This is a genomic window from Caballeronia choica (assembly GCF_001544535.1).
GTDB classification, from domain to species: Bacteria; Pseudomonadota; Gammaproteobacteria; order Burkholderiales; family Burkholderiaceae; genus Caballeronia; species Caballeronia choica.
Map to the genome: position 1 here is coordinate 1 of NZ_FCON02000127.1, position 22618 is coordinate 22618.

Sequence of the window (22618 nt, forward strand, 5' to 3'; positions counted from 1 at the left end):
GGATTTCCATCGCCTTCCTCACAGGTCACTTGAAGATAAGCGAATAATGCCTTATTTTTTAACACAGTAGTACTAGGCCGCCCGGAGGAGATCGCCAACACGGTCCTTTGGCTGTGTTCCGACCTAGCGGGTTTCGCCATTGGTCATGCAGTCGTGGTGGACGGCGGACAGACAGCGGGCCTCTGATCGACGAATCACCCCAACGTTCGACCCGTGAACGCAATCTTGGAGACAGGTGCGTGAAGACATATCAGCTGTGGATCGACGGGAAGCCCGAAGATCCCGCGAAAGGCGAGTGGATCGACACAGTGAATCCCTACACCGGCAAGTCTTGGGCAAGGATTCCTCGCGGGACCGCTGAAGATTCGGCTCGCGCCGTAAAAGCCGCCAAGCGCGCGCTGGACGACAGCCCGTGGAGTCGGATGACAGCAACCGAGCGCGGCAAGGTGATGCGGCGCATAGGCGACCTGATCGTCCAGCATGCCGCGCAACTCGCCGCAACAGAGACGCGGGACAACGGCAAAGTCTTCTCGGAGATGCAGGGTCAGCTGAAAACCATTCCCGAATACTGGTACTACTACGGGGGGCTCGCGGACAAGATTGAAGGCGCGGTCATGCCGGTGGAGAAGGTCGACGTCTTCGCTTTCACCACGCATGAGCCTGTGGGCGTCGTCGCGGCGCTGACCGCGTGGAATTCGCCGCTGCAATTCCTGTCGTTAAAGTGCGCTCCCGCGTTGGCCGCCGGATGCTCGGTCGTCGTCAAGCCCTCGGAATTCGCGTCGGCGAGCTCGCTCGAATTCGCGGCGCTCACCAAAGAAGCCGGATTGCCCGATGGCGTCTTTAATGTTGTAACGGGCTTTGGCAACGAAGCTGGCGCTGCGCTCGTCGAGCACGAGGATGTTGCAAAGATCAGCTTCACCGGCTCGGACATCACAGGCAAGCGGATCTACGAGACTGCGGCGCGAGGCATGAAGCGCGTCGCGATGGAGCTGGGCGGGAAGTCGCCGAATATCGTTTTTGAGGATGCGGACCTCGATGCTGCCGCAGTCGGCGTCGTCTCAGGCATCTTTGGTGCGGCCGGCCAGATGTGCATCGCCGGTTCGCGGCTGCTCGTGCAGAATTCGATCAAGGAGCGTTTCACTGAGCGCCTGCTCGCTCTCGCGCGAGGTGTGAGGCTCGGCGACCCGATGCAGCCGGAGACGAACGTCGGGCCCATCGCAACGCCTCCTCAATATGCGAAGGTGCTTGACTACATCGAGATCGCAAGACGCGAGGGCGCCCGTTGCATTCTCGGCGGCAAGCCCGCGGCCGGTCCCGGTGTGACGGGCGGCCAGTTCGTCGAGCCGACCATCTTCACGAACGTCACCAACGACATGCGCATTGCGCAAGAGGAAGTCTTCGGTCCGGTGCTGTCCATCATCGGGTTCGATGACGAGCAGCATGCCGTGGCGTTGGCGAACAGCGTGATTTACGGTCTGGTCGCGGGCGTGTGGACCGCGAACATCGGCCGAGCGATGCGCATGACAAAGGCCCTGAAAGCCGGGACCGTCTGGGTCAATACATACCGGGCCTACAGTTTCATGATGCCGTTTGGCGGCATGAAGATGTCGGGCATCGGTCGAGAGAACGGAATCGAAGCGGTTCATGAGTTCCTCGAGACCAAGAGCGTCTTTCTCTCTACCTCCGAGAAGGCGCCAGCGAATCCGTTCGTGCAGCGGTAGCAGCGGTCCTGGTCATACCCGGTAAGACGCACTTACCACCACGCCGAGAAAATGCGACTCGACGCAGACCGTGCCGTGGCGCACCATAACCTTGCGCCGCGTTGTTTGTGCGGCCGTCGGCCGGGGACATCATCGGCAATCAAAAGTCAGGAGGAGATAAATGCGCATCGGGTATATCGGGCTGGGCGCCATGGGTGGAGCGCTTGCGCGTCATCTGATCGGCGAGTTTCCGTTGAGCGTGTTCGATTTGAACGAGAAGGCTGTGAGTGCTTTCGTCGAACTGGGCGCCACAGCAGCGGCAACCCCCGCGGAACTCGCGCGTAGCAGCGATGTCGTGCTGCTTTGCTTGCCGAGAAGCTCGGACGTCCAGGCGGTGCTTTTCGGTGCGAACGGTGTTGCCGACGGACTGGCTCCGGGGAAGATCGTCATCGATCAAACGAGTGGCGTGCCGGCTGAAACCAACGGGTTCGCACGTCAACTCGAAGAGATGGGCGTCGCATTGTTCGACGCGCCCGTCTCCGGTGCGATGGCTACAGCCGTTGCCGGGACCATTTCAATCATCGCTTCGGGCCCGAACGACGCGTTTCAGAAGACGCTGCCGGTACTGCACGCGATGAGCCCGAACGTCTTTCATTGCGGCGAACGCGTGGGTAACGGTCAAACCATGAAGACCGTGAACAATATGATGAACGTCAGTTGCCGCCTGGCGACTCTGGAGGTTGTGGCGATGGGGCGAAAGTTCGGCCTGCCCCTCGAACTCATGACCGAGGCGATCAACGCAACGACGGCTCGTAACTACACCTCGCAGGGCATGCTGCCTGCCATCGCGGAAGGGCGTCAGTCCACCAAGTTCTGGCTTGCGCTTCAAGTCAAAGACATCCATCAGGCGATCGGTTTGGCCGCAGAGCAGAAAGTCCCCATGCCAATAGGCGGCGCTGCGCGCTCGCTTCTGCAGATCGGCCTAAATTCACTCGGCAAAGACGCGCAACTCGAACAGATGATCGGCGTCATCGAGTCAATGGCGGATACCAAGTTCGTTGAGATGCAGAAGAATGTCGCGAACCAGGAGGCAAAGTGACTACGATTGGAGTAGCGGGAAGCGGTGATGTAGCCGCGTTTGTCGCGCAGGCATTGGCGAAGACGCATTCGGTTCGCATCTTCGACATAAACAATGGCTCTCTGCAATGCGAGGGCGCCGAACAAGCGAAGAGCGTTGTGGATCTGGCCAAGGGTGCAGACGTCGTCGTGCTATGCACCGATGCCGATGACGCGCGCGAGGCGCTGTTTCGCGACACGGACTGGCTGAAGGGCATCGACGTTGTCATCGACGTGGGGCAAGGTGACCCGGACAATAGCCGGTCGCTTTCGAAGAACTTGAACGACATCGGCATCACGCTTGTCGATGCACCTCTTCACACCGAGAACACTGAAGCGATTGCGGACGCATCGGCGATTTTCTTTGGTGGCCCGGCCGACGTGCTCGGTTCTGTGCGACCGATTCTTGAAGCGGTGTGCCCGAAGGTGATTCACTGCGGCGATGCCGGGAGCGGGCACGCGATGCGTCTGGTCGTCGCGGCAATTGCGGCATGCAACCGCCTCATCACCTATGAGTGCGCCGCCATGGGCGCCAAGAACGGACTCACGGTTGCAGATATGGCCACCGTACTGAACAAAAGTTCGGGTTACAACAGCGCGGCCGCGCGTGTGCTTCCGGCTCTCGCCGCGAATGGGCAAACGGCTGATGCTACGGTGGGCGACTGCGCAAACGACTTGAGGAAAGCATCGGCGCTAGGCATGCGTTACGGGGCACCGATGCTCATCGCAACGATGGTCCGGTCCACGCTGGATGCTGCGTCCCACCGACTCGGCGAATCGGCGAGTATCGACGAGTTGGCGACGATCTGGGAGATCGATGCGGGGTTGCCAGCACCAAGCTCCCATTGATTCTCCGATGAACTCTGCGGACAGCGGTTTGCGCAACTCAGTCTAACAACCAATACGGGCAACGGAATCCCCGAGGGAGCGAAGCAATGGCGCAGGCACTGCTCGGCTGCATCGCCGACGATTTCACCGGCGCGACCGATCTGGCCAATATGCTGGTGCGCGGCGGCATGCGCACGGTTCTAACTATCGGTGCACCGGATACGGATGTAAAAATCGAAGCCGATGCGCTCGTCGTCGCGCTAAAGTCGCGCACGATTCCTCGCAAACAAGCCGTGCGGCAATCGCTCGACGCGCTGGAGTGGTTGCGCGCACAGGGCTGCAGGCAGTTCTTCTTCAAATATTGCTCGACGTTCGACTCTACGAATCGAGGCAACATCGGCCCGGTCGCGGATGCGTTGCTCGATGCGTTGAGGGGCGACTTCGCCATCGCCTGCCCGGCGTTTCCAGAAAACGGCCGAACAGTCTTTCGCGGCAATCTTTTCGTCGGCGACGTGTTGCTGAACGAATCGGGCATGGAGAATCACCCGCTCACGCCCATGTCGGACCCCAATCTCGTACGGGTGTTGCAGCGGCAGACCAAGTCCATAGTCGGACTCATTCGATACGACATCATCGCGAAAGGCGCAGAGGCCGTGCGTGCGCGCATCGAGGAGTTGAAGGAGGACGGCGCGCGGATGGCCATTGCCGACGCAGTTTCGGATGCCGATCTGTACACAATCGGCCGGGCATGCCGCGACCTCTCATTGGTTACTGGCGGCTCGGGGATAGCACTCGGGTTGCCGCAGAACTTCCACTCGGCGAACCTGCTCGTGTACGCGGGCGATGCCGCCGACCTTCCGCGCATTGACGGCGGCTCGGTCGTGCTTGCCGGGAGCGCATCGAAAGCGACTAATGCGCAGGTGGCCGAGTGGTGTGCATCGCGGCCGAGCTTTCGCATCGACCCGATCGCGCTGTCTCGCGGCGAACCGGTGGTCGAGCGTGCTGTCGAATTCGTGCGCGGACACGATGAAACGGTGCTGATCTACGCCACGACATCGACGGACGAAGTGAAGCTTGTGCAGAAGGAATTGGGCGTTGAGAAGGCGGGGCATTTGGTCGAAACAGCGCTGGCCTCCATCGCATGCAAATTGCGTGAAGTGGGTGTGCGCAAGTTCGTTGTCGCGGGCGGTGAGACGTCAGGTGCAGTGGTTCAGGCGCTCGATGTCCGCTCGCTGCGCATTGGACCCCAAATCGATCCTGGGATACCGGCGACGCAATCCATTTGCGCCAAGCCGTTGGGACTGGCTCTGAAGTCTGGCAATTTTGGGACGATCAACTTCTTCGCCAAAGCTCTGGAAGCGTTGAATGGCGCGCAAGTGGCCGCATGATGAAGATGCACCTGATGTGGCGAAACGCCTTCCATTTGAGCTATGCAGGAAGACGCTCCACGAGGCGTTACCACTCTTGCAACATGGAGCGCTCCTAGCGTCTAGTCGCTACGCACCTCTCGTCAGTCGAAGCCGATCATGGCTTTGGTCTCGAGATACTCCTCGAGCCCGAAGACACCCATCTCTCGTCCGTTACCGGAACGCTTGTAGCCGCCCATCGGCGCTTCGGTGTTGCTTGTCGCACCGTTGAGAAAGACACGGCCCGCCTTAAGTTGACGGCCGACGGAACCACCTCGTTCCCGATTCGATGAGAACACGTACGCGCCTAAACCGTACGGCGTTCCATTCGCGATCTCGATGGCTTCTTCCTCGGTCCGATAAGCAATGACGGCAAGCACAGGACCGAATATTTCTTCCTGCGCGATGCGCATCTGTGGCGTCACGCTGGAGAATATGGTGGGCTTCACAAAGTAACCGCGTTCAAGTCCGTCCGGACGACCGACGCCGCCAACGCGAACGGTGGCGCCCTCCTCGATGCCAATCCTGATGTAGTCCTGCACTCGCTCGAATTGCAGCTTGTTGACCACTGGGCCCATGGTCACCTGCGGGTCGAGCGGGTTCCCCACTTTCACTGCCTTCGCTTCTTCCTGAAGCAATGCCAACAGTTCATCTTCTTGGCTGGCGTGAACCAGGATGCGCGTGGGCGCATGGCATGACTGACCGGAATTCGAAAATGCGCGTGTGACGTTCCATTTGGCCGCGGCGCGTAAGTCCGCATCGTCGAGAATCACGTTCGCCGACTTTCCGCCTAGCTCCTGCGCAACGCGCTTGACCGAGGGCGCGGCCGCTTCTGCGATCAAGACGCCGGCTCTGGTGGACCCGGTGAACGACACCATGTCGATGTCCATGTGCTTGCTAATAGCATTGCCCACAATGGGGCCGTCGCCAAGCACGAGGTTGAAGACGCCTCTCGGGACGCCCGCTTCGTGAAGCACTTCCGTGAGGTGGATGGCACTCAACGGAGTGAATTCACTCGGCTTGAGAACCACCGTGCAGCCGACAGCCAACGCATAGGCGAGCTTCGTTGCGAGAAGCTGAAGAGGCCAGTTCCACGCGGTAATCAGGCCGCACACGCCAATGGGTTCGCGACGAACCGTGTTGGGCCCCAGGCGGTACTCGAACTCGTATTCCCTCAGCGTTGCCAGTGCTTGCTTGAAAGAGCCGAGCGCGGCCGGTGCATGAATATTCTGCGAAATTGGCGTACCCAGTTCGAGCGTGACGACTTCTGCGAGATCATGTTCGCGGAGAACGAAGCGGTCGATGATGGATTCGAGCAGTTCGATGCGCTCGCCTTTCGATGTCTTGCTGAACGAGGCTAAGGCAGCCCGCGCGGCCTTCACCGCCAGATCAACGTCTTGCGCGCCGGCCAACATGACGCTTGCGATCGGGTCCTCGGTGGCAGGGTTCACCAAGGTCCATTCGCTACGGCTAAGCGGAGAAACCCATTCGCCATTGATATAGCACTTCTCGTACGATCGCATATGCTCTCCTGTTTGATATAGTCGGCCACGTCTCGCTTGGCGTGGCCTTGTAAAGTGTGTGCTTGTCTTGATCGCGGCCCGTGGACCAAGCGCTATTCGCGCTCAAGCGCCGAGATTCATGGCAGGCCGCCTGCGCTCTGGCGGAAAGACACACCAGCTCCCGTCGGCGTGGCGAAAGAAGATGAACGCTAAGGGACGGTCGTCCGCTGGTCCTTCAACACGCACGAACCTGTATTGCTCTTTGCGACCGTGGCTGAACTGCGTGACGCGTATTCCGTTCGCCACTCCAATCCACTTATCGACGAGCGTGCGTAACGATGTTCCCGAAAGGCTCACTGCTGTCTCCTGCTCTACGTCGACGCCGAAGCGCCTGGCCATCAGCCGCATCCAAAGCGACGATGATAGAAGTTTGAAATCGCACAGACGTTGGGTCAAGTCAGCTATTATGGTGCCCTGGTAAGCGGCGCTAACCGACACGAAGAATCATGAGCGTCATGCTGAGACAACGCCCGCGCCCGTTGAAGCTCCAGTCTTTCTAACAGGCCGAGTTGAAGGAGACACAATAGAGATGGAACTTCGGCATCTTCGATATTTCATTGCGGCCGCGGAAGAAGAGCACTTTGGACGGGCCGCCGTGCGATTACACATCACCCGACCCGCCGTCTCGCAGATCATCGCCGACCTAGAAGGCGAACTCGGAACACCACTTTTCGAACGGCTCGCGCACACGGTAAAGCTCACTGCGGCCGGGCGCACGCTGTTGCCCCAGCTCGTGCGGGTCATGGACGATTTGAACGAAGCGATCATCCTGACCAAACGTGTTGGACATGGCATGACAGGGACGCTGCGTATCGGATACGGATCGCTGACTCTGATGCATTCGATCTTTCGCGCCGCAGTCAAGCAATTCCGCGAGACGTATCCGGAGATCAGTCTTTCGCTGGTCGAACTCTCGACCTCGCTACAACCTAAGGCTCTCGCAGCGGGTAAGATCGATGCCGGCTTCATGCACTTGGGGCCAAGTCCGCATCCGGGCAAGCGGCGCACTGAGATCAACATCGAGCGCGAAGGCATCGTTCTCGATTCGCTGTGCATCCAGACCGGCCACCTGGGTGTCGCGGTTTCAAACGACCATCGATTTGCGCAGAGGAAGTCGCTTATGCTCGCCGATCTAGCGGACGAAGGGTTCGTAGTCGATCCAAAGTCCAGCAGTAGTCTGAGCTATGGGCAGTTGCATGCGTTCTGCCAGGCAGCCGGGTTCGAGCCGAACATCGTCCAGGAGGTGAGCACGATCGCCTCGCAACTCAACCTTATTTCCGTCGGCATGGGCATCGGATTGGCGGTCATGGGCAAGAACTTCCAGTATCCGAGCGACCTGACGGTCATCCCACTGACGAACCTGGACTATTCAACTCGCTTTATCTTCGGATGGGTACGCAGGCAGAACGATCCGATTTTGGACAAGATGATCGAGATCGTGAATAACCTGTCGAAGTAGTCGGGTTGGCGTTGTAGGGCGCGACGCAACTGGGGCCTTCAATCTCGCCCCAGCGCGCACGTTCTCTCAGCGTTGCAACACTTCCGGATTGATCATATTTGACTTTAACGTGCCGTTCAGCGCGCTGATGAGGTTCTCGGCAGCGTTCTTGTTCATTGCGCGTCGCGTCTCCTGTGTGGCGGATCCGATATGCGGCAACGTCACCACGTTGTTCATCTTCAGGAGCGGCGACTCGACCGAGAGCGGCTCTTCCAGATAGACATCGAGCCCTGCGCCGGCAATGGTGCCGTCTTTGAGCGCCTCGACGAGCGCCGCTTCGTCGACGATCTGCCCGCGCGATGCATTGATCAAAAACGCGCTGCGCTTCATCGCCTTCAGTTGCGGCGTCCCGATGAGGTTGCGCGTCTCCGCGGTCAAGGGCGGCTGTAACAACACGAAGTCGGACGTGCTGAGAAGTTCCTCCAGTTCCACCTTTTTCGCTCCGTACTCGCGTTCAGCGCGCTCGTTGACGCCGTGGCCTACGTACAGAACCTTCATCTCGAAGCCCAAGGCAGCGCGCCGGGCGACCGACGTTCCGATACGGCCCAGCCCAACGATACCCAGCGTCTTGTGATGAACATCCACGCCAAACTTATCCTCACCGATTTTCTTGGTCCACTTTCCAGCCTTCACGAACGCATCGAGTTCGGCGAGGCGCCGGGCCGTGAGCAAAACCAGCGAAAACGCAGTGTCGGCGGTCGACTCCGTAAGGACATCCGGCGTATTGGTCAGCAAGATGCCGTGTTGATTCAGATAATCGATATCGAAGGCATCGAATCCCACCGAGACGGTGGATAACACCTTCAGACGTGTCGCGCCCGCGAGCGTTTCCGCGTTCATCTTCACGCCGGTTCCGATGGCGCCGTCAGCGTCCTTGAGCGCGTCGATTAGCGCGTTTGGCTGCTTCGGATCGACGATTGCAACATCCGCGTGAGAACGCAGATACTCAATCGTTTCCTCGGGCAGCGGCTTATAAACTACGATTTTGTTCATTAGCAAGATCCTTGAAGGACAGCAGTCAGAGGTCGCGCATCATCGCGGCCTTGGCGCTTGCTCCGCTCACCAGAAATGAGATGTCGGTGCCAGTCGAGACATATCGCGCGCCCATTTCCACGAACTGCGCGACGAGTTTCGGATGAGCATTGAGGCCGCCGACACCGAGGTGCTTGCCGTGCTTTCGACATGCAGCAATGCCCTTGGTGTAAGCATCGCGCACGCTCTCATGCTCGAACTGACCCGCAATGCCAAGCGATGCGCACAGGTCGTTGGTCCCGATGAAGAGCAGGTCCACGCCTTCGATCGCGGCAATCTCGTCAATCACGTCGAGCGCTTCCTTTGTCTCGATCATGATGACGACCATCGTCGCGTCGTTGACTGCCTCACCCACTTCGGAAGTCGGAAACGAGCGAAAGCCCATGTGCGGCAGCACGCCGCCGTGAGAGCGTTCGCCCAGCGGCGGAAACCTGGCCGCACGAACGACCTGCCTCGCCTGCTCGGCGGTCTCGACATGCGGCGCAATGACCCCCAGCGCGCCACCGTCCAGAATGCGGGCGATCACATCCGACGTGAGATTCGGCAGGCGAACGAATGGCGCGATACCTGCGTTCATGGCCGAGATACAGATTTGGCTCGTCGTTTCCATCGACAGCGTGCTGTGCTCTAGGTCAATGTAAAACGTATCGAAACCCGCAGTTTTGGCAATCGTTACGATCTCAGCCGTTCTGACCAGTCGAACCGTCATGGAGAGCGCCACTTCATCGCGCGCCAGTTTCTCCTTCACGACGTTTCTAACTAGTTCCCGCGCGGTTACTTTCATGTTGTCCCCTCGAGTACACAAGAAGCGCTTGCGCGCTTTCCGTTTAGCGCATGTTGGCGAGTGCTCGCTTGAGCGCTGCGACACCGCTTTGCGGGCTGGATAGCACAGGGATGCGCACGCCCTGCAACTGCGGAACGAGTCGCGCCATTGAAGCCTGCGCCAACACAACCACGTCGACCTGCTCCGTCAGAGCCGAGATCGTGCCCTTCACGATCTCGTCATGTTTCGCGGCGTCGCCACTAAGCAGCGCCTCGAACGCGCCTTCCGCGATCCGCTCCGTCACGTCAATCGTGCGGCCTAGTTCGGCCGCCTTTTTCTTGATCAGTCGCACGGTCGGTTCGAGCGTCGTCGAAACAGTTGCGACGACGCCGATTCGGCGGCCAATCGAACTCGCTTCCTCGGCCATCGCCTCATCGATTTTGACGATCGGGGTTGTAACGAAGTGGCGGACGTAGTCAACTGCCTCGCCAACCGAGGAGCATGCGTTCAAAATAATGTCGGCATGCATCGCTTGTGCATTGGACATGTATGAGTTGATTCGACTGGCAACTTCGGGCGTCAGATGCCCGGCAGTTCGTACATCGGCAAGCAAGCTGTCGTCAATAATATTTATGACGCGCGCCTCAGGAATTTGCTCACTGATTTGCTCCTTGATTGGCTGAACTGTAACCGGTCCGGTGTGAATTACGGCAATCGTAGTCATAGCCTAAGAGGGTTCCGTATAAAAGCAACGTTAGACGATATGCTTTGTTTGACAGTAGCGTCAGAATGTTGGCATCACGATACGGAAAAATTCCGTTTCCTCTACCGCCCTGAGCGGCACAGGACCTTCGTTCGCGGCGAACTCAAACGCCGAGTGAAGACCGTACTCTTTGCCTTCAAGGCTGATCTTGCCCTTACTCAGGAAGAGCAACTCGATGGACGGTTGCAACCCTGCGGGAAACGACGCCCCGGCTTCCACCTTCACAAAACCGATTCGTGTATTGCGTTCCGTAAACGAGCCGAGCCATTTTGAAAAGACGCCATTCGTCGGTTCTGGAATCCAGGCATAATTCGCCGGGTTCATCAGTACAAGGTCGTTGTATCGCGGCTGAGCATATTCCAGCTTGCGACCCATCACTTGTTCGAAGCAGGCCTCAAACCCGTCCTGATTATGCTTCTTGCCCGACTCGTCATACCAAGTGTAGATACCGTCCTTAAATTCGCCTTTGGTTTTGAGCAACTGATTCGCCGCCTCACGCTCTTCGACGCTGACGAATCCGTACCCTTGCGCGCCACCTAACTGGCAGACCATCATCTCCAAGCCTTCGGGACGGTCTTGCGGTCCGTAGTACACGCTTTCTGGGAAGTACCCAACCCAACCTTCGGGCATGCTCTTACCCTGTCCGTACGGGAAGCTGCCTTTGATGACGTAGCGAATCTGATCGAAGTTGTGACGGTGACTTGGCGCTGTCCAGCCGCCGGCGCCCGTCCGGCCCACATTAATCAAATAATTGTTGGGAGAGCCGGGCTTTCCTTGCAACAAGAACTTCTGCTCAAGGACCCCTTCCCGCATGTTGCTTCCGATCCTGCCGAAGTCTGTCGACGACGCTTCTGATACTCGCATTTAATCCTCCTTACGGTCATTACATGCCCGCGTTTCATTGCGGATGCGCCCGACGGCGCAAATTCAAATTCGTTGTAACCATTAGGAATCCTACGCTCGATACACATTTTCCTTTGCGCTGACGAATAACACCGCTTCACGCGGTTCATTCCCTGCTATGACGTTTCGGCTACGGCTCGCAGTACGTCGGTAGCGTCACCGACCGCTTCGAGCCGACGGATCATTCGCTCAGCCTTTTTGATGCCGGCATCCGACGGAGGCACAGCTGCAACGGATGCGCAACTTGCAAACTTTTCGGAGAGCTGCTTCCAGGTAAGCGGTGCTTCGGGGCTGCCAGGAACCTTGTCTCCGAGCCTCTCGAACACCTGCCCGTCTTTCGTCGTAATCTCGATTCGGCCGTCAGGCAGCTTGAACGTCCAGTTCTGGCTCGGGTCCTGTACTGGCGTAACTTTGGCCGCCATCGCCAGCACATCGGAATCTTTCAGCGCGTGCTCGGTGAAATCGCTTATTTCCATCTTTCCCTTGCTGGCCGCAACGCCGACGATGAATGGCAAGCTCATCTTTGCATCGACGAGTGTGGCCGGCGCGCGGCGGACGTCGAGTGGCGTGCACATGGTGTATGTGAAATCGCCGACGTAGGTTCGGATCGTTTCAATGTCCTTCGGTGCGATCTGCCTTTCCTTCATCAATTCGATGACCGCGTGGATATAGGTATGCGAATTACCGACGGCGGGCCATGCCTTATAGAGCGTCGTGCTTCCGAGAAACTGCTCGCCTAGCCCGTCAAGCATCTTCTCGCGATCGTACTTCCCGCCGAAATAAACGTTGAATATCCCGGCCTTGCCTTCGAACAACGTGTCTATGCCCGTAATGCCTTTCTGCGCGAGCAAGGCGGCAATGACGACACCCTTCGCAGTGAATCCGGCGTACATGCCACGCAAGTCACTGCCGGTTGCGAAGATCACTTCCATCGTCCCGCACGACTGCTGGCTCGCGATACCGAACGCATGTGAGGTCTGCCTGGCGGACAGGCCGAGTATGTGAGCCGCGGACGCCGTTGCGGAGAATGCGCCGACCATCGACGACAGGTTCCAGTTCTGATTCCAGCCGACATTGCAACGCAGGCGTGCGAAAAGATCCTGCCCGATGGCGACGGCGGTGATGATCTTCTTGCCCGACACGCCGCCCATGCGTTCGGCTAGTGCAAAAACGGACGGCACAATCGAGCTCGCTGCGTGTGCGCCCCACGGAGTTTGGTCGTCGAAGTCCAGACAGTGAGCCATCGAACCGTTAGCAAATGCTGCCGAAATTGCCGGCAGTTTGCCGCCGAAACCGAGGACCGTGCTCTCTGCGCTTCCGCCGCTTTGTTCGAGCAGTTCTACCAAACCTTTCACTGCAGGCTCCATACCACTCGCAGCCAATGTCACGCCCAAGGTGTCGAGAATAGTCTTCTTCGCGGATTCGATTGCGTCGTCGGGCAGATCTTCGTAGCATGTATTCGCTGCGAAGTCGGCAAAGTGATAGCAGAGGTCCAGTTCGTCTTTCATGAAGAAGTTGCTCAGTAATTCGGGGCTTATATCGTCGTTTAAATTCTGCGCGTCGCACTCGTTTAAGTACAGTTCGTTTTCCTCGACAGCGTGGTAAGTTTCGCTGACTTCAGTGCACCTCACGACAACGACGCGTACTTGACGTTCTGAAACGCCCGAATCCCTTCGATGCCGCCTTCTGAAAACATTCCGCTTTCTTTGTGACCGCCAAAGGGCGTTTCCGGGTATGTGACGCGCCAACCGTTGCAGATGATATTGCCCGCTTCGAGGTCGTTCACCGCGCGGTGGAGCGTTTCGAATTCGCGCGCATGCACGTAAGCGCCGAGGCCGTAGGGCAGTCGGTTCGACAAGGCTATTGCTTGATCGTAGGTATCAAACAGCGTCAATGCCGCGATCGGGCCAAATGGCTCGGCGTTTGACAGCTTCGCTTCAACGGTCGCATCGGCAACAATAGTGGGTTCGTAGAAGAACCCCGGGCGATCGATCCTCTTACCGCCGGTGGTTATGCTCAGCCCGCGCAGCTTGGCATCGGCAACGAGATCCTCGATTGCTTTGAGACGCCTTTCGCTCTTCAGTGGCCCCATCTGCGTCGTGGAATCAAAGCCGCAACCCACGACGATCTTCTTCGCCTCCGCGGTCATAGCGTCTACAACATCCGCGTAGATTGAGCGGTGCACATAGAAGCGGGTCGGGGCGAAACATACCTGTCCCGAGTTGGCGAACTTGGCGGCCACCGCGCGTTTCGCGAATGTTTGAACGTCAATACCCTCGAAAGCCAACACGGGTCCGTGACCGCCTAACTCCATGATCGGACGCTTCATGTGTGCGACGGCCTGTTGCGACAGCAACTTCCCAACGGCGGTCGAACCGGTAAATGTAACGGCACGCACGACAGGACTTTCCAGCAACTTGCTGGACATCATCACGGGTTCGCCTGCAAGCACCGACAGCACGCCAGTTGGCAGACCGCATTCGTACACAATCTGGCCTAGCGCGAACGCGCATGCCGGTACCTCTTCGGAAGCGCGAAGCACGATCGAACAGCCCGCCCCCAGAGCGCCTGACATCTTTCGTGAGGGCGTAATTAGCGGCCCATTCCAGGTGACGAAGGCGGCAACAGGACCCACAGGTTCAACAAGCGCCATCTGGCGCGCGTTTAACTCTCTGGACGGGATGACGCGTCCGTACGCGCGTCTACCCTCCTCAGCCGCCCACTCCCACATCCCGGCCGCCACTTCTACCTCTCCAAGCGCCTCATTCCACGGCTTACCTAATTCCAGGACCAAGAGTTCAGCGAGGGCTTCCGCTCGCTCGCGCATACGATCCGCAACGCGCCGCATAAGTTTGCTGCGCTCGAACGCAGATGTATTTCGCCAGGTGTCGAATCCCTTGCTCGTCGCAGCAAGCGCTTCATCAACGTCGCCTTCCGTCGCCATCGGCACAGGACCAAGAGCCAAGCCGGTCGTGGGATCAATGACATTCAAGGACGGTTGACCGCTTTCGTATCTCATCTTACCTGCGATGAGCTGGCCCAACTTCGGATACCGTCTGGCCGCTTCTGCTCTGGTAGTGCTCATTCGATTCCCTATTATCTATATTCCTGTGGAGCGACTTGCAATTACGACCGCCGCTACTACATCAAGAACACGCCTTTGCCGCCGCTTTGACGGTTAAAGACTTGATAAGCTTCTTGCGCTTGATCCAGGCGCCAACGGTCGGTGAACAATGCGTCGAGATTGAGGCCCCGGTCTACGACGAAGTCGGCACATGCCCGCTGCCCCTGGACTGACATCGTCCACGACGTCAGAATGCGAACCTGAGTGCGTAGATACTTGGCCAGCGACAGGCTGAATTCCGAGCCGATCCCGACCAGACACACGGTGCCCCAAGGGCTTACTGATTCAAGTGCGTCCCGGTTTGCCGCAGCAGCGCCGGAAGTTTCCAACGAAATGCTTGCGCCTTTGCCATCGGTTAGTTGCCGAATTGCCTCGGCAACTGAACCATCGAGCGGATTGATCACCTCATCGGCGCCGAATTCTTTCGCCGTTTTACGACGACTTTCATCGATATCAAGTGCGATGACGCGAGCGCCTTGAGCCTTTGCAAGCATCGTTGCAGACAGACCCACGGGTCCCTGCCCAAACACCGCAACGGTATCGCGGCCAGATAGGCCGATGCGCTCAAATGCGCCCCAGGCTGTACCGGTTCCACACGAGATGGCGGCGCCTGCCTCGAAGCTGAGCCGTTCATCCAGCGGAACTAGCGTATCGGCCCGAACTTTCATGTAGGGAGCGTGTGCGCCGTGAGCGTCCGTTCCATACACCGTGATCGGTGCGGTACGGCACATCTGAGGCCATCCCGAACGGCAGTCCGGGCAACCCATGCATCCGCTGTAGTGATGCACCATCACACGTGCGCCAATCCGTGCATGAGGACCAACCGCGCCCGGGCCGACTGCGACGACCACTCCACACGGCTCATGACCAGTAATGACCGCCGGAACTTCTCCGGCCGGTCGACGATACCAGTGCAGGTCGCTTCCGCACATCCCAGAAGCCTTGATTTGGAGAACGACCTCGCCGACGCCCGGCGTGGGATCCGGGAAGGTTGCAAGTTCCAGAGTGGAGTCACCGCGAAAGACGATACCGCGCATGTCCGAATTTCCTCTTCAGTGTTTGGCCGTCAATTTGATTCAGGCAACTCACTCTGTAGTTACTAGTAAGCCGTATGAGCGCCCTCGCCGGGGCGCCCATTGCATTGCCTGATACGTCGCAATCTCGTCGTTTGTTAGCGTCGAGTCGCGGTCGACGCGAGCGCAGTCTCCGCCTCAGGCAATTCCTCAGGCTCCAATGCCTCGAGAGATTGTTGATTGGTCTCGATACCAGCCACCATGATGAGAATCGCGATGAAGATATATGCTCCAGAGATGGCGAAAACAACGCCGGAGATTCCGAAGCGGTTGAATAACTCAAGCACGATGAAGGGCGAACCAATCAAACCAAGCCGTCCAAACATTTGAGCCACGCCGCCCCCACGGAATCTATATTCCGTCGGAAACATTTCTGGTGTCATGCCCAGACCGAGGGTCAGGAATATTGCCACTGACGATACGAGCAGGAAGCCGCACGAGATGATCGCTGTTGCCGATGTGAGGAACGGGTAGATCGCTCCCAGGCAAGCGCACACGCCCGCAAAGACCATGATCGCAGTACGTCGTCCCATCTTGTCCGAGACGTACGAAAGGAACAGCGGTCCCGCAATCCAGCCGCCCATCATTGCCGCCGTGAAGCCCAGCGAATGGGTGACGCTCATACCTTGCTTGACAAAGAACGTTGGCATCCATCCGGTGAGACTATACGATCCAAACAGACAGACAACGTTGACCACGATAGCAAGCAAGGTACGCCGGATGACGGTCCTCGAGAAAAGCGTGGAAAGTGGTACCCAATGCGGCTCTTTGGCCGGCGCTGTCGCTTGCGGAGCAGACGAAAGCGGCGTCGTAACGCCGGCGTCCTTTTCGATCGCCCGCATAATCTCTTCCGCCTCAGCATGGCGACCCACACGCTCCAACCAACGGGGTGACTCGGGAAGGTGACGACGCATCCACCAGACCCAAAGGGTACCGATACCGCCAATCACGAACATTGGGCGCCATCCGATCCAAGGAACAACCAATGTTGCGACCACTGCTGTAACGAAGACACCCGAGCCTCCAATTAGCGCGAGTTTGCCCAGGTATCTGCCGCGATGCGACGGAGGAACAAATTCAATGATGAGGCCGTACCCCATGACGTACTCAGCACCCATCCCAATGCCCATAATGAAGCGAGCAGCGATGAGCCACGGCATCGACGGGGCGAATGCCGACACAAGCGCCATCCCACCGAAGATCGCGAGGTTGAACTGGTAGGCAAAGCGACGTCCACATTTGTCGCTCAACCAACCGGCGAGTGCTGCACCAATCGTCAGCCCGACGAACGTTGACGACATGAAAACGGAATTCAGCTGCAACGTTGACCAGCCGCTTTTGAGCATTGCGGCAAGGACCGAACTTGAAAGCGTATTATCGAATGAGTCAAAAAACATACCCATTCCGATTAGCCATAAGACGCGCGTATGGAAAGGGCCGATCGGAAGGCGATCAAGCCGCGCACCAGCATTCACTCTATTGCTCATCCGAAGTCCCCTGATAAGACCACCACACTAGTCACTCGCATAGAAGCCCATCACTACGCCGCGCGGGAGAGTGTTACCGCAGTCGCCGGTGTTGAACGCCCACGCAGCGCACGGCTGCTTGCCGATAGCTGCTGTTGATGCGCACATCAGGAACGAATAAAACTTCGCCTTCTGCTGGCGAATGAGAGACTGCCTCGGCACAAACTCGTTGGTGGCACCGAGCCTCTTTGACATCTCGCTCCGCACGAGATAGCGCTTTGAGGCTTGACTGTTGTCCGGAAAGCGTCCCCGATCAACAGCAGATTGGCGCGGCACACGCCACCATTGCGGTGGACGGGCTCATAGAAAGTTGTCTCCGTGCTTATTCGGCTAATAGCCATCTTGTAAGGCTAGTTTGCGCTGTGAACTCCACTGCGTACAGTTGATTATTCTTCTTAGTGGGTAAGCTAAGCTAACCGCCGACGCACCCGGTGTCTCCGATGCGCAGAATTTCATACGGTTTAAGAGCGATCTACCGGGTGGTCCCTCGGTGGGACTTCTGTCCTTGTCCTGTTGTCGTTTGCTGAAGTACCAGGTTGAATTAGATCTGACAAATTGTCAGAGGGTTGTCTTGCTCAACATCCTGGATTTCTGTGGCAAGTGAACCAGCTGCCTTTCCGGGCGTAGCAGTGCTGCCGAAGCGTATGGGCGTTTCAAGTCGATCGATATAACGAGCTTTCGAAGCGCTTGAACGAAAAGGTCTGTTTTGCTACTCAGGCTCGCGCATGAACGAAGCGATGTCGTCGAGCAGTGCTTCCGTGGACTTTGGAATTGAGTCAAGTCAGTGCTAGTGCTATCCGTGAGCGCGCTCACCGCTTGAACGCGCGAGCTTAGCGACCCCGGACTTGCAGGGGGATGAACGAGGTACGCGCGAATTCCTATCATAAGCGTCCAGGTTATATAAACCGGAAAAATCATGCCGTTTCAGGGCGGTTCAGCTGGAACCCTATCTTTCCGCGAAGGCGTTCCGGATCTGCTGGGCGCGCTTGACTTCGTCGCGGTGCAGGTAGATCGACGTCGTCGCGATCGAAGCATGGCGCAGGTTATCCCGTACCGTGGTCAGTTCGGCGCCGCGAGCCAGGGCGTGGGTACATAGTGCCGAGTCCAGTGCGGACTCGCGCGACGCAGCTTTTCCGCGAGCACCGGGTTGTCCGCCTCGAGACTTCGGCCGCTTTCGCAAAAAACCGCCGTGTGACCTCCCATAGCCGGACACCGCTGATGCCTGTCGCGCGGTCCTGCTCGAGGCTGCCATGAGGGGCGTGTCGGGATGCCAGCGGGTCGGCGTGACCGGCAGCCTTCGCGCCACCAGGTATCGGTCCAGCGCAGTACGGGCCAGTGGTGGCAGCGCGACCTTGCCCGCCTTGCGCCCTTTCCCGATGATGCTCAGCCAATGATCGCCCCGGGCGTCGGTTTCGACGTTGCCGAGACAGGCGCCGACCAGTTCGCTCACGCGCAGGCCGGTCGCATACGCGAAGTCCAGCACGAAACGCAGGCGTTGCGCCGCCGGCGCTTCCCAGCCATACGACCACTCAAGTCCGTCAGCAACGGCGCGCACGAGCATCCACTCGACCTCGGTAAAAGCGTGGGACGTGTCGAGCACGGTTGAGCGGCTGGTGCCGCGCACCTTGACGCCGGCGAACGGGTTGGCCAGCAGATAGCGCTGCTCGATCAGCCAGCGGAACATCGCGCCGAGCACGGACAGCGCGTAGGCGGTTGAGCGCGCCGACAGCCCACCGGAGAAGGGTCGCCACTCCGGCGAGGTGCGCGGGCGCATGGGTCCCACCCAGCGCTCGCGCCGCGTCGGCCGACGCAGAAAACTTCTGTAGGCAATCGCATGCTCTGTCGTCAGCGACGACAGCGCCCGCTCACGGTCCACGATCGTCCAGAGGATCAGGCGTTCAGCTTCCTTACGGTAGGCTCGCTGCGTTGCGGGGGATTCGTGCAGCGACAGCCATGCCTGCACGGCTGCGTAATCGTTGTTGGCGTCGAGCGTGCAGGTGTGCCGCGGCGCGCGAAAGGCTCCCGTCGAGCCATCGACCTCGTGTGGCAGCCGGAGCGACTCCCACGGGACGACTGCGCCAGGACCGCAGACCGCTATCAGGGAGCGCGCCCGCTCGGACAGTGCCGGATGCGCGGCGAAGAACGCTTCGATCCGCCGCGCGCTCGCCGGGCCGAGCCCGGCAACCGCTTTCCACCACTGACGCCGGCGCGGGATCCGCACTGTGAGGTCCGCCAGCGTCGCAATGTCATGTGCACGCAGCACAGAAACGGCGCGAGCCGGCAGCCACAGTCCGATGTGTCACTGATCTGCGGTGTGGGCGGCCCTGCATGTCGCAGAACGTCGATCGCGTCCGCGACCGCCTTCGCTTCCCGGAAACGCTCACCGTTTGCGTGTTCAAAAACAGCGGCGAGATCCGGCCGGCAGGCCTGCCGCGCTAACTTCGCCAACCGCCGTCGAAGCTGGCCGAGCAGGCCGCGCGCCGACTGCCCTGCCGCGATTCGATCCGCCACATAGCGGTCCGCGGCTTTGCGAACCCGCATGCCGGCGTACCAGGCGCGCAGCATGGCGAGTTCGTCGGCATCGGGAAAGTCCACTCGGTGAGGTTCGGGCGAAGGTGTTAGGAATATCCTAAAATTGAGTTACTCGATGTGGGGCGGCGTATACGCTCCGCGAAAAAGTACCAGGCCAGCGTTAAGGTGGAGGTGATCTCATGGCAGTCGCGCTAATCACGGGAGCCAGCCGGGGCATTGGCGCGGCTGTTGCGGTGGTTCTGGCCGAACACGGGTACAAGGTGGTCGTCAACCATCGCGCCAGCGCATCCCACGCCGAGGACGTGGTCGCGACTATCGTCGCGGGCGGTGGAGAAGCCGTGGCGATTAAAGCCGACGTCACCGAGCCTGACGATGTCGCGACCATGGTCGATGAAATCGAGCAGCGGTGGGGCGAAGTCGACGTTCTCGTGCACAACGCGTTGACGCCGTATGACGTTACCTCGTTCGCCAACCTGAGATGGGAGCAACTCGGTGGCAAGCTCGACACTGAGCTGCGTGCCGCCTTCCTGGCAACGAAGGCTGTTGTGCCGGGAATGATTTCTCGTGGCCATGGGCGGCTGATCTATATGAGTACCCTGCTGTCGCGTCATCCGCGTGATGGGATGATTACCCTGGGCACCGCCAAGGCTGCCCTGGACCAGTTCGTGCGGTACGTCGCTTTGGAACTGGCGCCGCACGGAATCACCGCCAACCTCGTCGCACCGACCACCGTGGAGGGCGCTACTTCGACTGGGCTAGTCTCGCCCGAACGGCTGGAGGCGATCGCGGCGTCCATACCGATGCGACGGCTCGCCCGTCCCGACGAGGTGGCCAATACGGTGGCGTTCCTGGCAAGTGACGCTTCGGGTTTCACCACCGGCCACTACATTCCGGTGAGTGGGGGATTTGGCATGGAGTGAACACAACGAGCACGCGAATCGTCCGAGACTCGGAGAGCAGTTATTTTGCCAATGCGATTGATTGACCTGACAGAGGTGTTAATTGCCATGCACTCGATTGACCTGACTCATATGGGGAGTGGTACTCACGAAGAGCTGATCGCGCATGTGGCCGATCAAGAGAGATATTTCGAAGATGAAGGTATCCACGTCGCCCTCCGCGACGGAGCCGTGTGGAAGATTGAACGCGTGCGCGCCGGCGCAACCATCGGTCTGGGCCGAACTCTATTGTCGCGGCTGACCGACGGTATCCAATGGACGGCCCTCGCGGTCAACACCCATCGTCCGCTCTTTTGGTTCCTTGGCGCCAACGGGGTGCAATCCATGGACGGTCTTCGAGGGCGCCGACTGGCGGTCCACGGGGCTCGCACCGCCCCCGGGGTTTTCGCGCGGATCGTGCTGCGCAAGCACGGGATGGACCCCGATCGCGACTTGGAATGCGTGGAACGGATCCCGGGGGACTACCAGATGGACCTGCGACGCCTTCGCGACGGCTCGATTGACGCCGCCTACGTGGGCAGCACGTTAGCGCCCGAACAGGTCGCCCTCGAGGAGGGTTTTTCGGTGCTGTGCTGGGTGGGTGACCACTTCCAGATCCCCACCGTGGGCCTCGCCGTGGATCCTGCGCGCATCTCACTTGACGATCCGGCCCTGCAGGCATTGGTGCGGGCCAACAAGCGGGCGCTCAAGACGATCGCCGAACAACCCGGTCTGGCCGTCAAATACATCACTTCGATGTTGGGCCGACTGACCAGCGAGGAAGCGGAGCAATACTACGAGCGGTACGTCCGCCCGTATTTCACTTCCGACGGTCGGGTGGACCTCAAAGTCGCCCAGCAGGGGGTCGCCGCGGTCGCCACCGAACTTGGCATCCCAGCGGGAACCGCCGACCAGATGTACCTCCCGGCCTCGTAAGCGGGCCGCTACTCAATCAGGATGACCAGGAGTCGACCCGCGCTGTGGCGTCATATCTCTTCTGCATGGCCGTTTACGGGGTGAAGCCGACGCGTGAACGTCCGACCGACGACGCACGTGAACGGCGGTTTGTGGCCGAAGGGACTTGCATCACCTGGTGAGCTAGAAATGCCGGAATTCCCGTTCAATTTCATAGGCGGGAGACTTGAGGCGCATACTAGAGAGCACTATATCTGAATCGGAGTCCTCAATGAACAGCGTACAAATCGAGCAGAATAGCTATGAGATGCCCCCGCGAGAAGGGATCAGCATCGCGCATTTTCTCACCGTCGCCGACATCGAGCGATCGGCTCGATACTACGAAAAGGTCTTCGGCGCTCGTATTCTGAGCCTCGGTGACGGCAACGCGCCTGGGTACCTTCAGCTTGCGAATATCTGGATGATTCTGAATGTTGGAGGCGGGCCGACCCCGGATAAGCCGACGGTAACGCTCAGCGTCCCCGACCCGAATCACATCAACAGCTTTTTGAATTTCCGCGTTGCAGATATTCAAGCATGCTATGAATTATGGAAAAGTCGAGGAGCGGAGTTCATCTCGGAGCCGATCCCCAAGTACGGCGAGACGCGCTGCTACATCCGCGATCCGGATGGATATATTATCGAGGTCGGACAGAGCACCGAGTTGGTCTACGGCTGACGCTCGGCCCGGATTGGATGCCTTAAACGTTTACGGATGCCCGCCTAGCAGGTTGCTGAAATACCAGTAGCGCGCGTCATCGTGGAAGGCCGCTAACAGGTTGCTGAAATACATGTCAGCAGAAGCCGCGTTCCTCTAACTGCGCGGCTATTGCGACGATCTTTTCGCATTGTGCAATTGCAACGCGCATTCAACGTCTTTGCGACGGTTTGAGGCTCGGT

General features: G+C 58.9%; 18 protein-coding genes and 2 pseudogenes. 9 read left to right on the forward strand and 11 right to left on the reverse strand.

Annotated elements, in window-relative coordinates; translation table 11 throughout:
* Positions 1-84 precede the first annotated feature (84 nt).
* From AWB68_RS33550 to otnK, 5 genes and pseudogenes are all read left to right on the forward strand, one after another.
* Positions 85-186 (forward strand): annotated as a pseudogene (locus tag AWB68_RS33550) (SDR family oxidoreductase); the annotation flags it as partial.
* 53 nt (positions 187-239) lie between these two features.
* Positions 240-1721, forward strand: a complete 1482-nt coding sequence (locus tag AWB68_RS33555) for an aldehyde dehydrogenase (RefSeq protein WP_087648599.1) — start codon at positions 240-242, stop codon at positions 1719-1721.
* Between the two features lie 160 nt (positions 1722-1881).
* Complete coding sequence (locus AWB68_RS33560) at positions 1882-2799, forward strand: NAD(P)-dependent oxidoreductase (RefSeq protein WP_087648600.1); 918 nt, start codon at positions 1882-1884, stop codon at positions 2797-2799.
* Positions 2796-3665, forward strand: a complete 870-nt coding sequence (locus tag AWB68_RS33565) for an NAD(P)-dependent oxidoreductase (protein ID WP_087648601.1) — start codon at positions 2796-2798, stop codon at positions 3663-3665. Before AWB68_RS33560 ends, AWB68_RS33565 begins: the two co-directional genes overlap by 4 nt.
* An 86-nt stretch (positions 3666-3751) precedes the next feature.
* Entirely contained in the window at positions 3752-5032 is a 1281-nt protein-coding gene (otnK, locus tag AWB68_RS33570; protein ID WP_087648602.1) for a 3-oxo-tetronate kinase, read from the forward strand.
* A 122-nt stretch (positions 5033-5154) separates the two neighbouring features.
* Here otnK and AWB68_RS33575 read toward each other — a convergent pair whose 3' ends face one another.
* Positions 5155-6573 (reverse strand): aldehyde dehydrogenase family protein, encoded by a 1419-nt coding sequence (locus tag AWB68_RS33575; RefSeq protein ID WP_087648603.1) that lies wholly within the window; start codon positions 6571-6573, stop codon positions 5155-5157.
* 568 nt (positions 6574-7141) lie between these two features.
* On the opposite strand from AWB68_RS33575, the gene AWB68_RS33585 reads away from it, so the two are divergent.
* Positions 7142-8071 (forward strand): LysR substrate-binding domain-containing protein, encoded by a 930-nt coding sequence (locus AWB68_RS33585; RefSeq protein WP_087648604.1) that lies wholly within the window; start codon positions 7142-7144, stop codon positions 8069-8071.
* 66 nt (positions 8072-8137) lie between these two features.
* Here the strand turns inward: AWB68_RS33585 and AWB68_RS33590 are convergent, their stop codons facing one another.
* The 10 genes and pseudogenes from AWB68_RS33590 to AWB68_RS33635 all read right to left on the reverse strand — a co-directional run bounded on the left by AWB68_RS33590 (position 8138) and on the right by AWB68_RS33635 (position 19859).
* Positions 8138-9103, reverse strand: a complete 966-nt coding sequence (locus AWB68_RS33590) for a 2-hydroxyacid dehydrogenase (RefSeq protein WP_087648605.1) — start codon at positions 9101-9103, stop codon at positions 8138-8140.
* A 25-nt stretch (positions 9104-9128) separates the two neighbouring features.
* Entirely contained in the window at positions 9129-9926 is a 798-nt protein-coding gene (locus tag AWB68_RS33595; RefSeq protein WP_087648606.1) for an HpcH/HpaI aldolase family protein, read from the reverse strand.
* A 43-nt stretch (positions 9927-9969) separates the two neighbouring features.
* Positions 9970-10629 carry an aspartate/glutamate racemase family protein gene (locus AWB68_RS33600; protein ID WP_062639689.1) on the reverse strand — a complete coding sequence of 220 codons (660 nt, stop codon included), beginning with the start codon at positions 10627-10629 and terminating at the stop codon, positions 9970-9972.
* A gap of 60 nt (positions 10630-10689) precedes the next feature.
* Positions 10690-11532: a hypothetical protein gene (locus AWB68_RS33605; RefSeq protein ID WP_087648607.1), complete on the reverse strand. Its 843-nt coding sequence runs from the start codon at positions 11530-11532 to the stop codon at positions 10690-10692.
* 155 nt (positions 11533-11687) lie between these two features.
* Entirely contained in the window at positions 11688-13079 is a 1392-nt protein-coding gene (locus tag AWB68_RS33610; protein ID WP_087648608.1) for an MmgE/PrpD family protein, read from the reverse strand.
* Between the two features lie 119 nt (positions 13080-13198).
* Positions 13199-14656, reverse strand: coding sequence for an NAD-dependent succinate-semialdehyde dehydrogenase (locus tag AWB68_RS33615; RefSeq protein WP_087648609.1), 1458 nt, complete (start codon positions 14654-14656; stop codon positions 13199-13201).
* Positions 14657-14712: 56 nt separating this feature from the next.
* Complete coding sequence (locus AWB68_RS33620) at positions 14713-15732, reverse strand: zinc-dependent alcohol dehydrogenase family protein (RefSeq protein WP_087648610.1); 1020 nt, start codon at positions 15730-15732, stop codon at positions 14713-14715.
* Between the two features lie 134 nt (positions 15733-15866).
* Positions 15867-17255: an MFS transporter gene (locus tag AWB68_RS33625; protein ID WP_235028626.1), complete on the reverse strand. Its 1389-nt coding sequence runs from the start codon at positions 17253-17255 to the stop codon at positions 15867-15869.
* 27 nt (positions 17256-17282) lie between these two features.
* Complete coding sequence (locus tag AWB68_RS33630) at positions 17283-17489, reverse strand: hypothetical protein (protein WP_087648611.1); 207 nt, start codon at positions 17487-17489, stop codon at positions 17283-17285.
* A 751-nt stretch (positions 17490-18240) separates the two neighbouring features.
* A pseudogene (locus AWB68_RS33635) lies at positions 18241-19859 on the reverse strand (site-specific integrase).
* A 146-nt stretch (positions 19860-20005) separates the two neighbouring features.
* Between AWB68_RS33635 and AWB68_RS33640 the strand changes: the two are divergent.
* The 3 genes from AWB68_RS33640 to AWB68_RS33650 all read left to right on the forward strand — a co-directional run bounded on the left by AWB68_RS33640 (position 20006) and on the right by AWB68_RS33650 (position 22397).
* A complete protein-coding gene (locus tag AWB68_RS33640; RefSeq protein ID WP_087648612.1) occupies positions 20006-20746 on the forward strand; it encodes an SDR family NAD(P)-dependent oxidoreductase in 741 nt (246 codons plus the stop codon).
* A 51-nt stretch (positions 20747-20797) separates the two neighbouring features.
* Entirely contained in the window at positions 20798-21700 is a 903-nt protein-coding gene (locus AWB68_RS33645) for an ABC transporter substrate-binding protein (RefSeq protein WP_235028628.1), read from the forward strand.
* Positions 21701-21950: 250 nt separating this feature from the next.
* The gene (locus AWB68_RS33650) at positions 21951-22397 is read left to right on the forward strand and encodes a VOC family protein (RefSeq protein ID WP_087648613.1); all 447 of its coding nucleotides are present in this window, start codon (positions 21951-21953) and stop codon (positions 22395-22397) included.
* Positions 22398-22618 lie beyond the last annotated feature (221 nt).

Bases quoted from the DNA above. Each gene is read 5' to 3' on its own strand.
- AWB68_RS33560 (WP_087648600.1), top strand. From the start codon at position 1,882: ATGCGCATCGGGTATATCGGGCTGGGCGCCATGGGTGGAGCGCTTGCG.
- otnK (WP_087648602.1), top strand. From the start codon at position 3,752: ATGGCGCAGGCACTGCTCGGCTGCATCGCCGACGATTTCACCGGCGCG.
- AWB68_RS33575 (WP_087648603.1), bottom strand. From the start codon at position 6,573: ATGCGATCGTACGAGAAGTGCTATATCAATGGCGAATGGGTTTCTCCG.
- AWB68_RS33585 (WP_087648604.1), top strand. From the start codon at position 7,142: ATGGAACTTCGGCATCTTCGATATTTCATTGCGGCCGCGGAAGAAGAG.
- AWB68_RS33590 (WP_087648605.1), bottom strand. From the start codon at position 9,103: ATGAACAAAATCGTAGTTTATAAGCCGCTGCCCGAGGAAACGATTGAG.
- AWB68_RS33595 (WP_087648606.1), bottom strand. From the start codon at position 9,926: ATGAAAGTAACCGCGCGGGAACTAGTTAGAAACGTCGTGAAGGAGAAA.
- AWB68_RS33600 (WP_062639689.1), bottom strand. From the start codon at position 10,629: ATGACTACGATTGCCGTAATTCACACCGGACCGGTTACAGTTCAGCCA.
- AWB68_RS33605 (WP_087648607.1), bottom strand. From the start codon at position 11,532: ATGCGAGTATCAGAAGCGTCGTCGACAGACTTCGGCAGGATCGGAAGC.
- AWB68_RS33610 (WP_087648608.1), bottom strand. From the start codon at position 13,079: ATGAAAGACGAACTGGACCTCTGCTATCACTTTGCCGACTTCGCAGCG.
- AWB68_RS33615 (WP_087648609.1), bottom strand. From the start codon at position 14,656: ATGAGCACTACCAGAGCAGAAGCGGCCAGACGGTATCCGAAGTTGGGC.
- AWB68_RS33620 (WP_087648610.1), bottom strand. From the start codon at position 15,732: ATGCGCGGTATCGTCTTTCGCGGTGACTCCACTCTGGAACTTGCAACC.
- AWB68_RS33625 (WP_235028626.1), bottom strand. From the start codon at position 17,255: ATGAGCAATAGAGTGAATGCTGGTGCGCGGCTTGATCGCCTTCCGATC.
- AWB68_RS33630 (WP_087648611.1), bottom strand. From the start codon at position 17,489: ATGTCAAAGAGGCTCGGTGCCACCAACGAGTTTGTGCCGAGGCAGTCT.
- AWB68_RS33640 (WP_087648612.1), top strand. From the start codon at position 20,006: ATGGCAGTCGCGCTAATCACGGGAGCCAGCCGGGGCATTGGCGCGGCT.
- AWB68_RS33645 (WP_235028628.1), top strand. From the start codon at position 20,798: ATGCGATTGATTGACCTGACAGAGGTGTTAATTGCCATGCACTCGATT.
- AWB68_RS33650 (WP_087648613.1), top strand. From the start codon at position 21,951: ATGAACAGCGTACAAATCGAGCAGAATAGCTATGAGATGCCCCCGCGA.